Source organism: Simplicispira sp. GW247-4R2A, from assembly GCF_059424465.1.
In genome coordinates, this window is sequence record NZ_JBWKZM010000013.1 from 62,154 (window position 1) to 75,920 (window position 13,767).

The 13,767-nt window shown below is 64.7% G+C and carries 13 protein-coding genes; 2 read left to right on the top strand and 11 right to left on the bottom strand.

Translation table 11 applies throughout. The annotated features are described in order from the left end of the window. Positions 1-74 precede the first annotated feature (74 nt). Entirely contained in the window at positions 75-794 is a 720-nt protein-coding gene (locus tag AC07ZH_RS10585) for a response regulator (protein ID WP_495199693.1), read from the top strand. Between the two features lie 7 nt (positions 795-801). Next, complete coding sequence (locus tag AC07ZH_RS10590) at positions 802-2,019, top strand: HAMP domain-containing sensor histidine kinase (RefSeq protein ID WP_495199694.1); 1,218 nt, start codon at positions 802-804, stop codon at positions 2,017-2,019. A gap of 9 nt (positions 2,020-2,028) precedes the next feature. Here AC07ZH_RS10590 and AC07ZH_RS10595 read toward each other — a convergent pair whose 3' ends face one another. From AC07ZH_RS10595 to AC07ZH_RS10645, 11 genes are all read right to left on the bottom strand, one after another. Beyond that, positions 2,029-2,775 (bottom strand): hypothetical protein, encoded by a 747-nt coding sequence (locus tag AC07ZH_RS10595; protein ID WP_495199695.1) that lies wholly within the window; start codon positions 2,773-2,775, stop codon positions 2,029-2,031. After that, the gene (locus AC07ZH_RS10600) at positions 2,772-3,755 is read right to left on the bottom strand and encodes a glycosyltransferase family 32 protein (RefSeq protein ID WP_495199696.1); all 984 of its coding nucleotides are present in this window, start codon (positions 3,753-3,755) and stop codon (positions 2,772-2,774) included. The genes AC07ZH_RS10595 and AC07ZH_RS10600 overlap by 4 nt, the downstream gene beginning before the upstream one ends. Continuing rightward, the gene (locus AC07ZH_RS10605; protein ID WP_495199697.1) at positions 3,752-4,789 is read right to left on the bottom strand and encodes a glycosyltransferase family 2 protein; all 1,038 of its coding nucleotides are present in this window, start codon (positions 4,787-4,789) and stop codon (positions 3,752-3,754) included. Before AC07ZH_RS10605 ends, AC07ZH_RS10600 begins: the two co-directional genes overlap by 4 nt. After that, positions 4,786-5,922 carry a glycosyltransferase family 4 protein gene (locus AC07ZH_RS10610; RefSeq protein ID WP_495199698.1) on the bottom strand — a complete coding sequence of 379 codons (1,137 nt, stop codon included), beginning with the start codon at positions 5,920-5,922 and terminating at the stop codon, positions 4,786-4,788. Before AC07ZH_RS10610 ends, AC07ZH_RS10605 begins: the two co-directional genes overlap by 4 nt. Then, entirely contained in the window at positions 5,919-7,229 is a 1,311-nt protein-coding gene (locus tag AC07ZH_RS10615) for an O-antigen ligase family protein (RefSeq protein ID WP_495199699.1), read from the bottom strand. The genes AC07ZH_RS10610 and AC07ZH_RS10615 overlap by 4 nt, the downstream gene beginning before the upstream one ends. 91 nt (positions 7,230-7,320) lie before the next feature. Beyond that, entirely contained in the window at positions 7,321-7,527 is a 207-nt protein-coding gene (locus AC07ZH_RS10620) for a zinc-finger domain-containing protein (protein WP_119109586.1), read from the bottom strand. Between the two features lie 4 nt (positions 7,528-7,531). After that, positions 7,532-8,470: a branched-chain amino acid transaminase gene (locus AC07ZH_RS10625; protein ID WP_119109587.1), complete on the bottom strand. Its 939-nt coding sequence runs from the start codon at positions 8,468-8,470 to the stop codon at positions 7,532-7,534. Between the two features lie 115 nt (positions 8,471-8,585). After that, positions 8,586-9,965: a DNA repair protein RadA gene (gene radA / locus AC07ZH_RS10630; RefSeq protein ID WP_495199700.1), complete on the bottom strand. Its 1,380-nt coding sequence runs from the start codon at positions 9,963-9,965 to the stop codon at positions 8,586-8,588. 269 nt (positions 9,966-10,234) lie between these two features. Further along, complete coding sequence (locus AC07ZH_RS10635; RefSeq protein WP_495199701.1) at positions 10,235-10,660, bottom strand: barstar family protein; 426 nt, start codon at positions 10,658-10,660, stop codon at positions 10,235-10,237. Between the two features lie 81 nt (positions 10,661-10,741). Beyond that, positions 10,742-11,146, bottom strand: coding sequence for a guanyl-specific ribonuclease (locus AC07ZH_RS10640; RefSeq protein ID WP_495199702.1), 405 nt, complete (start codon positions 11,144-11,146; stop codon positions 10,742-10,744). Positions 11,147-11,310: 164 nt separating this feature from the next. Continuing rightward, positions 11,311-13,620 carry an NADP-dependent malic enzyme gene (locus tag AC07ZH_RS10645; protein ID WP_495199703.1) on the bottom strand — a complete coding sequence of 770 codons (2,310 nt, stop codon included), beginning with the start codon at positions 13,618-13,620 and terminating at the stop codon, positions 11,311-11,313. Positions 13,621-13,767: the final 147 nt, after the last annotated feature.

A 13,767-nucleotide genomic window follows, 5' to 3' on the forward strand; every position in this document is an offset into this window, starting at 1 on the left:
CCTCGGCTTTACGCCTGCTTCAAGCCCGCGAGATGCGGGGCCACCACCATGCTCATCCCAACCCCGGAATTGCCATGACCACCCAGTTGCTGATGATTGAAGACGACAGCCGCCTCGCGCAGATGGTGGTGGAGTACCTCGGGCAATCGGGCATGCAGGTGGCGCACTGTGGCGACGGGCAGAGCGGCCTGGCCAGGCTGCAGGAGGTGGGCAGCAGCACGGCGTTGCCCGACCTCGTCATCCTGGACCTGATGCTGCCCGACATGGATGGGCTCGACGTCTGCCGCAACATCCGCGGCATGCAGGGCCCCGCCGCGCGCGTGCCGGTGCTCATGCTGACGGCCAAGGGCGACCCCATGGACCGCATCATCGGCCTGGAACTGGGTGCCGACGACTACCTGCCCAAGCCCTTCGAGCCGCGCGAGCTGCTGGCGCGCATCCGCGCCGTGCTGCGCCGCCGCACCGAAGGCGGCGCACCGCAGGCGCAGGCCCTGCGCTTTGGCGCGCTTGAGATCGATCGCGATGCCCGCACCGTCACGGTGGCGGGCCAGCCCTGCGAGCTCACGTCCTACCAGTTCGACCTGCTGGTCGCCATGGCCGAACGCGCCGGCCGGGTGCTGACGCGCGACCAGATCATGGAGGCCGTGCGCGGCCGCGAGCTTGAAGCCTTCGACCGCTCCATCGACGTGCACATGGGCCGCATTCGCGCCGCCATCGAGGACGATGCGAAGAACCCGCGCCGCATTCTCACCGTGCGCGGCGTGGGCTACGTGTTCGCAAAACAGCAAGACTGACCGGTTCATGCTGTCGCTGTTTTCCCGCCGCCTTTACCTGCGCATCTGGCTGGCCGTCGTGGGCGGCGTGGCCGTGCTGACGCTGGCCGTTGGCTGGGCCTGGCGCATTGCAGCCGAACAGAATGAAGTGCAAAGGGTGCAAACGCAGCGCGAAGTGCGGGTCATCAATGGGCAGGGCGACATTCTGGGCAGCGGCGTGGCGCAGCGGGTCCCCGGCGAAGGCATTGAATTCAAGGTCGAACTCGATTCCGGCGCTTCCTACACCTTGCTGGTGGCACCGCGCCAGCCGCGTCCACGGGACGAGCGGGGGCCGCGCGGACGCGAAGCCGCTTTCTGGACCAGGCCACCCTTTGGCTTTCTGTGGATGCTGGGCGTGGTGGGCATTGCGGTGGCCCTTGGCGTCTTCCCCATCATCCGCAGGCTCTTGCTGCGGCTCGACATCCTGCAGCGCGGCGTACAGCGCTTTGGCGCTGGCGACCTCGCGGCCCGCGTCCCGGTGCAGGGCCACGACGAGGTGGCAGACCTCTCGCGCCAATTCAACGCCGCTGCAGAGCGGATCGAGGCCTTGGTGCAATCGCACAAGTCCTTGCTGGCCAATGCCTCGCACGAATTGCGATCGCCGCTGACCCGCATCCGCATGGGCCTCGAACTGATGGACGGCAACCAGCCCTCGGCGCAGTTCCGGCGCGAGATCGAGCGCAACGTCGCTGAACTGGACCAGCTGGTCGAAGAAATCCTGCTCGCCAGCCGATTGGACGCGCACGAGGCCGACGTGGGCGATGTCGAAGCGGTAGACCTGGTCGGGCTGGCTGCGGAGGAATGCTCCCGCGTGGACGCAGACCTGGAGGCAGGGGCAGCCGACATCGAGGTGCGCGGCGTCGCCAAGCTGCTGCGCCGCGCGCTGCGCAACCTCCTGGAAAACGCACACCGCTACAGCCAGGGGCCGATCACCCTGAGCATTGCGAGCCGCCAGGGCTGGGCCGAAGTGCGGGTGTGCGACCGCGGGCCGGGCGTGCCGCCGGCGCAGCGCGAACGCATCTTTGAGCCCTTCTACCGCCTGCCGGGTGCGAGCGAGCGTGCCGGCGGCGTGGGGCTCGGGCTGGCGCTGGTGCGCTCAATTGTCGGGCGCCACCACGGCAGCGTCCACTGTGAAGACCACGCGGGCGGGGGAGCCTGCTTCGTGCTGCGCTTGCCACTGGCGCAGCGGGCGCCTGGGCCTGTTTGAACGCCCCCGTCACCACCACCGCGTGCGATCGCGCGTGTGGCGTTGGCGAAAACGCGAAAACACATTGTCATTGGCCGGCTGCTGCAGCCGTTCAAAGATGACCATGACGATGCCAGCCAACGGGTGCACGGCGCAAATGCTCTCCAGCCGCCAGCGCATGTTGCGCAGAGTGTCGTCCGTGCCCGCGACAAAGGCCGACAGCCCATCGCACAGGCCGATGCGGCGCGACTGCAGCGCGGCGAGGGCCTGAGGGTCGTCGGTGGCGCCACTTTGTGCCTGGAGAAAGCGCTCGGTTTCCTGCAATTTCACGGTGTTGACCAGCAGCACGCCGTTCATCAGAGCGGCGCGCAGCGCCAGGTCCGGATGGTGATCGATCAAGGTGTCGCAGGCAGCCACCAGCCAGCGCAGGTCCAGGTGCTCGGTGAGAAAGGCCCGCTCGGCCAACCACAGGTGCTTGAAGCGCGCGAAGTTCCGCGCCACCTCGGACTCGCGGCGGATCAGCACGATCAACGCCGCGTGGTGGTACAGCAATTGCGGGCGGCCGACAAATTCCTGCCGCAGGCGCTGCAGGTGGGCTTGCAAGTCGGGCAGCGAGCCATAGGCGTATTCGGCCACGTCGCCGGGCACCAGATGGTGCTTGAGCGCTTCAAGATCGTCGCCCAGCAGATCGCCCGCCAGCGCGCGTGCGCCAAAGCGCCGGCGGTAGCGGTTGAACGAGAACCACTTTTCGATACGTGTCTTGCGGCGGCGGCTCATGGCGATAGGGACGCGCAGAGGTAGCGCCCAACGGTGCTTTCGGGCAGGTACAGCTTGCGCTCCAGGTACAGGTCCAGGCGCTTGCGGTCAGGCTTGCGCAGCTTGATCAAGGGTGGCGGCGCAGTGGCGGCGCGGCGAAACAGCAGGCGGATTTTCAGCGCCGTGCGCCCCCACTGGCCCAGCGCATGGTAAAGGAAAGGCCCGTCTTCGGCGCGCCAGAGCAGCAGTCGGTACGCTTTGCCACTGCGCAGCACGCGCTGCAAGGCCAGGTGCATGCTCAGGTAATTCGGCAGATCAATGCCCTGGCGCAGCGCGTCGTACTCGCCGCGCTGCTGCAGGTGCCGGACGTAGCCGGGGCCTCCAAGCGGCAGTACGACACCCGTGAATTCTTGCTGCAGGTCTTCGATCAACGCACTGCCGGGCGGCGCCGCCAGGAACCAGTTTTCCACCACCGGAAACGCCGCGTCGGTGGTGTAGCGGGCCAGGTAGTAGCCCACCAGATCGCCCCCAGCCTGCTGCGCCTGCAGCACCCAGGCCAGCGATGCGGTGAGCACGGTGCTGGCATCGAGCCAGATACCGCCGTGGCGCCGCAGCAGTTCCAGTCGAATCCAGTCGGCACGCAGCGTGGCGCTGGCATGGGCAAGCGCCTCAGGCAAATCACCCACATGGTCGCGCACATTGCCGTCGTCCAGAATGCGGATGCTAAAACCTGGATTAAAGCGCCGCCAGTTGGCAAAACAGCGCGCGATGAGCGGTGGGGGTGCCCCGCCGCTCCAGTACGCCCACACGATGGGCGGAATCGCAGCGGCAGCCTGCTCGCCGGACGCGCGTCGCGGGGTATCTTTGCCAAAGCGGTACCCCTGCGCAGGCGCCACAGGGGCGTTTTCGGCCGCCCGGCCAAACCAGCGGTAGTAGCGCATCAGCCAGCGCGCCAGCCACAACTCGGCTTCATCGCGCCAAGGCAGGGCGGCGGGGTTCATACGCGAAACGCTCCGTACCAGCGCAAGAACTTGTGGCGCCGCAAGAACCAACCGCGCTGCAGGTAAGCGCGCGCAAGCTCTTTGGGCGTGAGTGGCGAGGAATCGCGGAAGTTCTGGCGCAATTCATCAGCCAGCATAGAGACCGATTTGCCCGAAGGCTCGCTGGGTGCCTGCGCATGCAGAAAGCGCATGGCGCCCATGAAATTGCGCGCGCTTTGGTGGGCCAGGGCGAGGCGCACCTGCGCAGACTCGCCACAGGCGTGCGCACGCAAGGTTTCCCGCAGCGGCACCAGCGCCCGCGACTGGTCTTGCGCCTTTTGCCAGCTGGCATTGGCCAGGATGCTGTGCTCATGCTGACGGTAGGCCACCCAGGGATGCGGCGCGTAGTAGCTGGTGCGTGCCTGCAGGGCCAGCAGCGTCATGGTGGCCATGTCTTCGAAGTACTGTCCGGGAGGAAAGCGCAGGCCCGGATGCCACAGACTGCGCCGCGAGATCTTCGACCAGGCATGCAGTTGCCCGGCGAGCAACATACCGCTGAGCAGCTCAGCCGGGTCGTTCAGCAGCCGCCCGGAAGGGCCCAGGAACGACTTGCGGTGGTGCTCCCCACGCAGCCAGTGCTTGGGCTTGCGGCAGGCACGCAGGACTTCGAAATCGCACAGCACGAGGTCGGGCGACGCGCTGTGCACGATTCGGTCCAGCTCGGCCAGTGACCCTGCAAGCAGCTTGTCGTCGGCATCCAGAAACCACAGGTATTCTCCACGCGCGGCTTCCAGAAGGGTGTTGCGCGCCGCGCTCAAGCCCCGGTTGTGGCCATGGCGGCGCACATGCAGGGCATCGGGCCAGCGTTCCGCCAGTTGCACCAGAACCTGCGCGGACCCATCGTTGGAACAATCGTCCACCACCACCACTTCGACGCCCGCTACGCCCTGCGTCAGCACCGAATCGACGCATTCGCCCAAATAGGCCGCCGCATTGTAGGCAGGGACCAATACGCTGAGCCAAGGCGTCGGACGCGGCGCATCCACCCCGCTCATGCCCTTGCCTCCGCGTGGGTTGTCGACTCCAGCAAGCGCAGAAAAAGCGCTTCATAGCGATCGAGCATCCTGGGCAGTCCATAGTGCTCCAGGGCATCGGCCCTGGCTTGTGCGGCCAGAGCGGCAGCATGCTGCGGCTGCGTCAGAAGGCATTCAAGCGCGTCGGCCATGGCGGACGGGTCGGCTTCAGGAACCAGCAGGCCGTTGCGTTCGTGCTGGATCACTTCGCGGACGCCAGGGACGGCGCTGCCGACCACCGCGCACGCGGCGGCCATTCCCTCGATGAGCGACAGCGGCATGCCCTCGTAGTGCGTGGACAGCACGCACACCTGGCGCGCCATGAGCAAAGCCGGCACGTCGTCGCAGCGCCCAAGAAATTGCACCTGATCCTGCAGCTTGAGTTCGTCGCAGAGACGCTCGGCCTGCCGGAGCGCAGACGCCTTACCGCCACCCGCAAGCAACAGCTGCGGCGTCAGTCCGCGTCCGCGCAGCAAAGCCAGCGCATGCAGCAGGCAGGCGTGGTCTTTTTGCCTGGCAAACCTGGCCACCATGACGATGTCGGGCTTGCGCGCTGCAAAAGGGTGATCGGCAGCAGCGGCGTAGGGCCCAAGCCGCACGCCATTGGGAATCGCCAAGGTCTTGGCCGGATCCACGCCGCGCGCCAACAATGCGCCACGCACGCCTTCCGAGACGCCTACGATGGCCTGCGTGTGGCGTGCCAGCCAGAGCATCTGCGCATTGCGCCACCACGAATACCGCTCGCGCGAGTTGTGCTCCACCTGCACAAGGATCGGCACGCGCGCCAGCAGCCCGGCGTAGCGGCCCCACAGATGTTCGCTGAAACCGTGCGCGACCAGCACATCGGGCCGAAAGCGCCGGCACTGCCGAACCAACTGGCAGATGGTGGCTCCGTGCGACCAGCCCGGCACCACCTGTACCGCCAGGCCTTCGGCGCGCAAGGCGGCAATGCGTGCCGGGTCGGTCTGGCGCTTGCGCCGCAACACCAGCAAGGGCTCAAACCGCCCACTGGCACGGTGCGCGCGCACCAGATCCAGGGCCACCTGCGTGGCGCCGGAAAAGCCCCCCGTGACGAAATGCAGCACGCGCGGCGGATGCGCACCCACGCCGCTCATGGTGCAGGCACCACCGGCAAGGCCTGCGCAAGTGGCAGGTTTGCAAGCTGGCGCTCCACCGACCGCAGCGCCGCCCACAGCAGCATCAACATGAACAGATAGAACATGATGCCGCTGTTGTGCGCCAGGAAAACCTGCGTCAGACCAAAGCCGATATAGAGAACGGGGATACAGGTGCCACACAGACGCAGCGCAAGCGCATGTGCACCCAGCGCCGCATCCCGCCGGTAGCCCTGCATGCGCGATGCAAGCGGGAGAAACATGGCGAGAGGCAAGAGGTAGAACAGGAGCAGCACGGCCGGTCCTGTGACGCCCAGTTTGACCCACTGGTCAAGCAGCTCGTTGTGGACGAACTTGTATTCCACGATGGACGGCTGGTAGAGCCCCGCACCGACGCGTTTCGCCTTTTCCGCCATGTAGCCGGCAAAGCCCCAGCCCAGCCACGGGCGCTCGCGCGCAATGTCCCAGGCAAAGCGCCAATGCTCAAGCCGCTGCCCAACGGAAGTGGCGGCGTCATCGCGCTGGTCGTAGACCTGCACCTCGTGCTCCATGCGGTCCCAGCGCTGGACCAATACGCTGCTGTTGATGATGGACAGCAGCAACACCATGGCGATGACACCCAGAGCGACCCTCTTGAACAGCTGGCGCCGATGCGCCATCAGCCATCCCAGCAACAAGGGGATGGCCAGCAGCAAAGCCAGCCAGCCCCCCCGGGACTGCGACAGCATCGAAGCGTCCAACCCGGCGGCCACGCCCAGGACGCACAAGACGCGCGCGCGCCACCCCAGTTGCGCCCAGACCGCACCCGCGTAGAGCGCCAGGAGGGCCGCCAGGCACAGCGCCAGGTTGCCATATTGGATGGCATTGGTGTGGCCCCATGCGCGCTCCGCATGCAGGCCGTATATTTGCCAGACAGCAATGGCACCAGCGCCCAGACTCCCCACCACCAGCCCTGCCAGCAGCGCTCTGGGCTTGGGTGGGTAAGCGGTGACGAAAAACAGGCACACAGCGCCAAGCACGTATTTCGCCGGACGATCAGCGCGACCGAAATGCTCGGCGGGGTCGGCCTGAGCGGCCCACAAAACTGCCATGGCCAGCATGCTCGCCGCGAACCACCAAGTGAATGCGTCGCGTGGCTGTCGCGGCCAGCGGTGCAAGGTAAGCAGCGCGCCGACCAACAGCAAGACCGCGCCATAGGAATAACCAGACGGCAACCACAAGGCAAGGCCGGGCACTGCAAATGCCGCCACGCTTGAGAGTTGTTCCGGCCAGGAGGCGCGCTGCGCAGCCGCAAAAGAGGGATTCAAATCTATCGGACTCGTTGAAATCAGAGACGCAATGGCCCGCTTTGCCCCGGCTGACAGCAGATACGCAGGCGCGGCAAGCGGCAAGGCGCCGTCAATGCCCTGCTTTCAGCACTTCCCCTTCCTTGAGCCGGTACTCCGTACCACAGTAGGGGCACTTGGCTGCGCCTGCGTGCGCCACGTCCAGGTACACCCTCGGGTGGTTGTTCCACAGCGCCATACCGGCCTTGGGGTTCGGGCAGAACACGCCCCCTTCCGGATTCAGGTCTTTTGCGAGCAGTTCCACAACGTCTTGCTTCATGGCATCACACCTTGCTGAGCCAATGGGCGTATTGGGGGTTGCGACCGTTCACGATGTCGAAAAAGGCCGACTGGATTTTTTCAGTGACAGGGCCGCGGCAGCCCGCGCCGAGCTCGATGCGGTCGAGCTCGCGGATAGGCGTCACCTCGGCGGCAGTTCCCGTAAAGAAGGCCTCATCGCTGATGTAAACCTCATCGCGCGTAATGCGCTTTTGCACCACGTCGAGCCCCAAGTCCTTGGCAATGTGCAGCACGGTATTGCGCGTGATGCCATTGAGCGCACCGGCCGAGAGGTCAGGCGTGTAGATAACGCCATTCTTGACGACGAAGATGTTTTCCCCCGAGCCCTCGGAGACGAAGCCAGAGCTGTCGAGCAACAGCGCCTCGTCGTAGCCATCGTCCAGCGCCTCCATGTTGGCGAGGATGGAATTGGTGTAGTTGCTCACCGCCTTGGCCTGCGTCATGGTGATGTTGACGTGGTGGCGCGAATAGCTGCTGGTCTTGACGCGGATGCCGCGCTGCATGCCTTCTTCGCCCAAGTAAGCGCCCCAAGCCCAGGCGGCGACCATGAGGTGAATCTGGTTGCCCTTGGGTGAGACGCCCAGCTTCTGCGAGCCGATCCAAGTGAGGGGGCGCAAGTAGCACGATTCCAGCTTGTTCTCGCGCACCACCGCTTTTTGCGCCTCATTCACTTCGTCCTTGGTGAACGGCATCTTCATGCGCAGGATCTTGGCACTGTTGAACAGGCGATCGGTGTGCTCTTCGAGCCGGAAAATCGCGGTGCCCGCAGCGGTCTTGTAGGCGCGAACGCCCTCGAACGCCCCGCAGCCATAGTGCAAGGTGTGCGTGAGCACATGGATTTTGGCGTCGCGCCAATCGACCATCTGGCCGTCCATCCAGATCTTGCCGTCACGGTCGGCTATCGAGGGAACTACGGGGCTCATGGGTGTCCTTTGCATCTGCTAAGTTCGCGAATCCGGGGATTTTACGGCGCCGTGCCCACCGCCTTGCAGCATTCGTGGTAACTGTCAGTGCCAAGAAGTGCACGTCCGCCATGCTTTATTGCAATTGGCGCACGACATCCATAGCTTGCTCAACACGCTCCACTGCGTGGATGGTGAGCCCTTCAATAGGTTTTTTGGGGGCGTTCGCCTTGGGCACGATGGCCACCGAGAACCCGAGCTTGGCCGCCTCGCGCAGGCGCTCCTGGCCGCGCGGCGCCGGGCGCACCTCTCCGGCCAGGCCGACTTCGCCGAACGCCATGAACCCCTTGGGCATGGCGCGACCGCGCAGGCTCGAGGTGATGGCCAGCATGACGGCGAGATCCGCCGCAGGCTCGCTGATGCGCACGCCGCCCACGGCGTTGACGAATACGTCCTGGTCGGCGCAGGCCACGCCGGCATGGCGATGCAGCACGGCGAGCAGCATGGCGAGACGGTCGCGATCGAGCCCCACCGAGAGCCGGCGCGGGCTGGGGCCGCCGCCGTCGACCAGGGCCTGGATTTCCACCAGCAGCGGGCGCGTACCCTCCAGCGTAACCAGTACGCAACTGCCCGGCACGGGCTCGCTGTGCTGGCTGAGGAAGATGGCGCTGGGGTTGGCCACGCCTTTGAGGCCGCGTTCGGTCATGGCGAAAACGCCAATCTCATTGACGGCGCCAAAGCGGTTCTTGATGGCGCGCACCAGGCGAAAGCTCGAGTGCGTGTCGCCCTCGAAGTACAGCACCGTATCGACCATGTGCTCCAGCACCCGTGGGCCGGCCAGCGCGCCCTCTTTGGTCACGTGGCCGACCAGGACAATCGCCACCCCAGTTGCTTTGGCCAGGCGCGTCAGGTGCGCTGCGCATTCGCGCACCTGGGCCACCGAACCCGGCGCCGAGCTGAGCGCCTCGGAATACATGGTCTGGATCGAATCAATGACTGCGATGGCCGGCTGCGTTTGCTCGATGGTGGCGATGGTCTTTTCAAGCTGCGTCTCGGCCAGCACATTGACCATGCTCTGGTCCAAGCCCAATCTGCGCGAACGCAAGGCCACCTGCGCGCCACTTTCTTCGCCGGTGACGTACAGCGTGGACAGGCCTGATCGCTGCAAGGCGTCCAACGCCTGCAACAGCAGTGTCGATTTGCCGATACCTGGGTCGCCGCCGATCAGGACCACCGCCCCCTCGACCATGCCACCCCCCAGAACGCGGTCGAGTTCGTCCAGGCCCGTCGGGGTGCGCTCGAAGTCGCTCGCCTCCATCGACGCGATCGGCGTGACCGCCTGCGCCGCATTCATGGCCGGACGCGACGCGCTGGCATAGCGGTTGCGGGCACCCTGTGTCTCGGCCAAGGTCTCGTTAAGCGTGTTCCAGGCACCGCATTGCGGGCATTTGCCCAGCCACCGGGGGCTGGTGCCACCACAGTCCGCGCACACGAACACCGTCTTGTCTTTGGACATCGCGCCCCCGTGAACCGCAAAAATGGAAATCCGCCGGCACTGCGCTGCAGCGCCGGCGGACCATGGCAACCATGTTCAGGCAGCGTTCAGCCAATAGCCCGAGTTGAAAGGGCTGCTCATGCGCAGTGCCAATGGCGAGATGTCCACCAACTTGTCGGTCGGCAATTTCTCGGCCCCGTCCTCGACAGGCACCTCAATCCCTTGCACCGCCCTGGGCGCATCACTAGCCCCGCTTGCCCGTTCTGCCTGGCTGATGGTTGCAGAACGGGCTACAGAAAAGAATAGAAGCAGCGGAACGGGATTTTTCGCTCCCCCCAGAAATCGGCGGCGTCGCGGAACACGTCGATCAACTGCTCGCGCGCTTCTTTGTCGAACTTGGCCGTGGCAGGGATTTGCTCAAGCACCACAATGAAGCCCGGTTGCGGCCCCGACTTGTGCAGCGGATCGGTCAGGCAATCGGACAGCGCATCGAAGTTCTTGCCGAAATGCGTCGGCAGGGTGAATTGCTGGGCAATCAGATCCAGCACATCCTGCTTGGATTGTGCGTGGGCGAGGTTGGCGTAAAGGAAGTGGTGTCCGAGGGCGGTGGCCGCATCCTGCAAATCCTGCACGCGAAATGCGCGGATGGATTGCACGATGTTGGCGCGAATGCCGCGCAAGGGAACATCCTGGTCTTTACGAAGTGGCGTGTCCATCTTCGCTTCTCTTTCTATCAAGTCCAAAAAATCGGTCGTTGGAGGGTCTGCAAATGCGCGAAGTTCACGCACCTGCAGGGCTCAATCCACAATTCGGCGAAAACTGGCATAGTGATCGCTTGTGTAATAGCAAGCCTCGGGAACTCGCGGCGGCCCGCCACAGACGATGCGCCGCGCGCCGCGGTTGTGCGCGCCAGGAGTTCTGACGGTGTATTCGCGGTAATACCCGCGCTTGGACGCTGGCAGCAAACGCTCCCGATTGCCAAAGACAATGCCGTCCTTGCCGCTGGGAAACGGCCCGCCCGCCAGAATCAATGCATGCATCTGTCGCCCCTGCGCAGGCAGGTCGGCCAGCGCAATGACGGAAGCGGTGCCGTCACTGGCGATTTCCCGCGCCTGCAGGCCCAGCGACGTCAATGCGAGCGTGGCACCCAAAACAAAAGAAAAACCGGTTTTGCGCGTCCAGGTCGCAGCAGCAGCAAACATCAACACCACACCTTTCAGAAACTACGGGTTAACCCGAAATTTCAAGGCGCTAGTGTGACGGAATCCCCACACAAATGCAAGCATTTGCCCAAAATATGGGCAAATGCCTGGGCTTTTAAAAGCGCTTGCGGCGCAATGGCGCGCCAGTCTAAGTGCGCAGACGGTCAGCGCTGGACGTTGGCATCCACCACTGTCAGTGCGGTCATATTGACGATGCGGCGCACGGTGGCGCTGGCGGTGAGAATGTGCACCGGCTGGGCCGCCCCCAGCAGCACCGGGCCGATGGCGATGTTGCCGCCTGCCGCCGTCTTGAGCAGGTTGTAGGAGATATTGGCGGCATCGATATTGGGCAGGATCAGCAAGTTGGCGTCGCCCACCAGGCTGCCGTGCGGCATGAGTGCGGCGCGGCTGGCACCGTTCAAGGCCACGTCGCCATGCATTTCACCGTCCACTTCGAGCCAAGGCGCTTGCAAACGCAGGAGGTCGAGTGTCTCGCGCATTTTCACGGCGCTGGGCTGGTTGCTGCTGCCAAAGTTCGAGTGCGACAGCAGCGCCGCCTTCGGTTTGATGCCAAAACGCAGCATTTCCTCTGCTGCCATCACGGAAATTTCGGCCAGCTGGGCCGCCGTGGGGTCGTAGTTGACGTGCGTATCGACCAGGAAAATCTGGCGGTCGGGCAGCAGCAAGCCGTTCATGCAGGCGTAGGTGGCAACGCCCGCGCGCTTGCCAATCACCTGGTCAATGTAGTTCAGGTGGTGGGCTGTGTGGCCCCAGGTGCCGCAGATCAGGCCGTCCACTTCGCCTTTGTGCAGCAGCATGCTGCCGATCAGGGTCAGGCGCCGGCGCAGTTCGATCTTGGCAATCGGCACCGTCACGCCCTTGCGCTCGGTCATGCGGTGGTAGGTCTGCCAGAAGTCGTGGTAGCGGTGGTCCTGCTCGACGTTGACGACGTCATAGTCACGCCCTTCCGAGAGGCGCAGGCCGAAGGTTTCGATGCGCTGGGCAATGACCTTCGGGCGGCCGATGAGGGTCGGGCGCGCAATATGCTCGTCCACGACGATCTGTGCCGCGCGCAGCACGCGCTCCTCCTCACCTTCAGAATAGGCCACCCGTTTGGCAATGGCCGCCTTGGCAGACGCGAAGATCGGCTTCATTGTCGTGCCCGAGGCATACACAAAGGTCTGCAGATGGTCGCGGTAGGCGTCCATGTCGGCAATCGGGCGCAGTGCCACACCGGAGTCAAAGGCGGCTTGCGCTACGGCCGGCGCGATCTTCATCATCAGCCGTGGGTCAAAAGGCTTGGGAATCAGGTACTCGGGCCCAAAGGCGAGCGGTTCGCCGACGTAGGCCGCTGCCACCACTTCACTCTGCTCGGCCTGCGCCAGCTCGACGATGGCGTGCACGGCGGCGATTTCCATCTCCATCGTGATGGTGGTGGCACCCGAATCAAGCGCCCCGCGAAAGATGTAGGGGAAGCACAGGACGTTGTTGACCTGGTTGGGGTAGTCCGTACGGCCGGTGGCAATAATCGCGTCGTCGCGTACCGCCTTGACATCTTCGGGCGCGATCTCCGGGTTGGGATTGGCGAGCGCAAAGACCAGCGGGCGCGGCGCCATGGCGCGCACCATGTCCTGCTTGAGCACGCCGCCGGCCGAGAGGCCCAGGAACACGTCGGCGCCGGCAATCGCCTGGCTGAGCGTGCGCAGATCGGTGGGCTGGGCGTACTGGCGCTTGTCTTCGTCCATCAGCTCGGTGCGGCCCTCATAGACCAACCCGGCCAGATCGGTCACCCAGATGTTCTCGCGGCGCACACCCAGCTTGACGAGCAGACCAAGGCAGGCCAGCGCCGCAGCGCCTGCGCCCGAGGTCACAAGCTTGACGTCCTCGGCGCGCTTGCCCGCCACCTTGAGGCCATTGAGGATGGCGGCGCCGACGACAATCGCCGTGCCGTGCTGATCGTCATGGAACACGGGAATGTTCATGCGCTCACGCAGCTTGCGCTCGACGTAGAAGCAGTCGGGCGCCTTGATATCTTCGAGGTTGATGCCGCCAAAGGTCGGCTCCAGCGCAGCGATGATCTCAACCAGTTTTTCCGGGTCTTTTTCGTTGATCTCGATGTCGAAAACATCGATGCCCGAGAACTTCTTGAACAGGACGGCCTTGCCCTCCATCACAGGTTTGCTGGCCAGCGGTCCAATGTCGCCCAGGCCAAGGACGGCTGTGCCGTTGGTGACCACACCGACCAGGTTGCCGCGGCTGGTATACCGGAAGGCCGTGGCCGGATCTCTGACGATCTCTTCGCAGGGCGCAGCCACGCCGGGCGAATAGGCCAGCGACAGATCAAGCTGGTTGACCATCTGCTTGGTGGAAGCGATGGCAATCTTGCCGGGCTTGGGAAACTCGTGGTATTCGAGAGCAGCCTTGCGCAGCAGCGCGCGCTTGTCGACAGGGGGGACTTTGGGGGCTTCAGACATAGGAACTCCGGCGGTGGCGAGCAGCCGCGCGCCGGGTTCCGTCACTGGCTTGACGCAGCCGCTCGCATGAGCGCAAAGCAATTGTAGGCTGCGCGTTTTGCGCACTCGCCTGCCCCGATCGTTGCCGTGAAGCGAAGCACGCTTGCG

What these genes read in the sequence shown, in the direction of transcription:
- AC07ZH_RS10585 (WP_495199693.1), top strand. Translation starts at nt 75, where the DNA reads ATGACCACCCAGTTGCTGATGATTGAAGACGACAGCCGCCTCGCGCAG.
- AC07ZH_RS10590 (WP_495199694.1), top strand. Translation starts at nt 802, where the DNA reads ATGCTGTCGCTGTTTTCCCGCCGCCTTTACCTGCGCATCTGGCTGGCC.
- AC07ZH_RS10595 (WP_495199695.1), bottom strand. Translation starts at nt 2,775, where the DNA reads ATGAGCCGCCGCCGCAAGACACGTATCGAAAAGTGGTTCTCGTTCAAC.
- AC07ZH_RS10600 (WP_495199696.1), bottom strand. Translation starts at nt 3,755, where the DNA reads ATGAACCCCGCCGCCCTGCCTTGGCGCGATGAAGCCGAGTTGTGGCTG.
- AC07ZH_RS10605 (WP_495199697.1), bottom strand. Translation starts at nt 4,789, where the DNA reads ATGAGCGGGGTGGATGCGCCGCGTCCGACGCCTTGGCTCAGCGTATTG.
- AC07ZH_RS10610 (WP_495199698.1), bottom strand. Translation starts at nt 5,922, where the DNA reads ATGAGCGGCGTGGGTGCGCATCCGCCGCGCGTGCTGCATTTCGTCACG.
- AC07ZH_RS10620 (WP_119109586.1), bottom strand. Translation starts at nt 7,527, where the DNA reads ATGAAGCAAGACGTTGTGGAACTGCTCGCAAAAGACCTGAATCCGGAA.
- AC07ZH_RS10625 (WP_119109587.1), bottom strand. Translation starts at nt 8,470, where the DNA reads ATGAGCCCCGTAGTTCCCTCGATAGCCGACCGTGACGGCAAGATCTGG.
- radA (WP_495199700.1), bottom strand. Translation starts at nt 9,965, where the DNA reads ATGTCCAAAGACAAGACGGTGTTCGTGTGCGCGGACTGTGGTGGCACC.
- AC07ZH_RS10635 (WP_495199701.1), bottom strand. Translation starts at nt 10,660, where the DNA reads ATGGACACGCCACTTCGTAAAGACCAGGATGTTCCCTTGCGCGGCATT.
- AC07ZH_RS10640 (WP_495199702.1), bottom strand. Translation starts at nt 11,146, where the DNA reads ATGTTTGCTGCTGCTGCGACCTGGACGCGCAAAACCGGTTTTTCTTTT.
- AC07ZH_RS10645 (WP_495199703.1), bottom strand. Translation starts at nt 13,620, where the DNA reads ATGTCTGAAGCCCCCAAAGTCCCCCCTGTCGACAAGCGCGCGCTGCTG.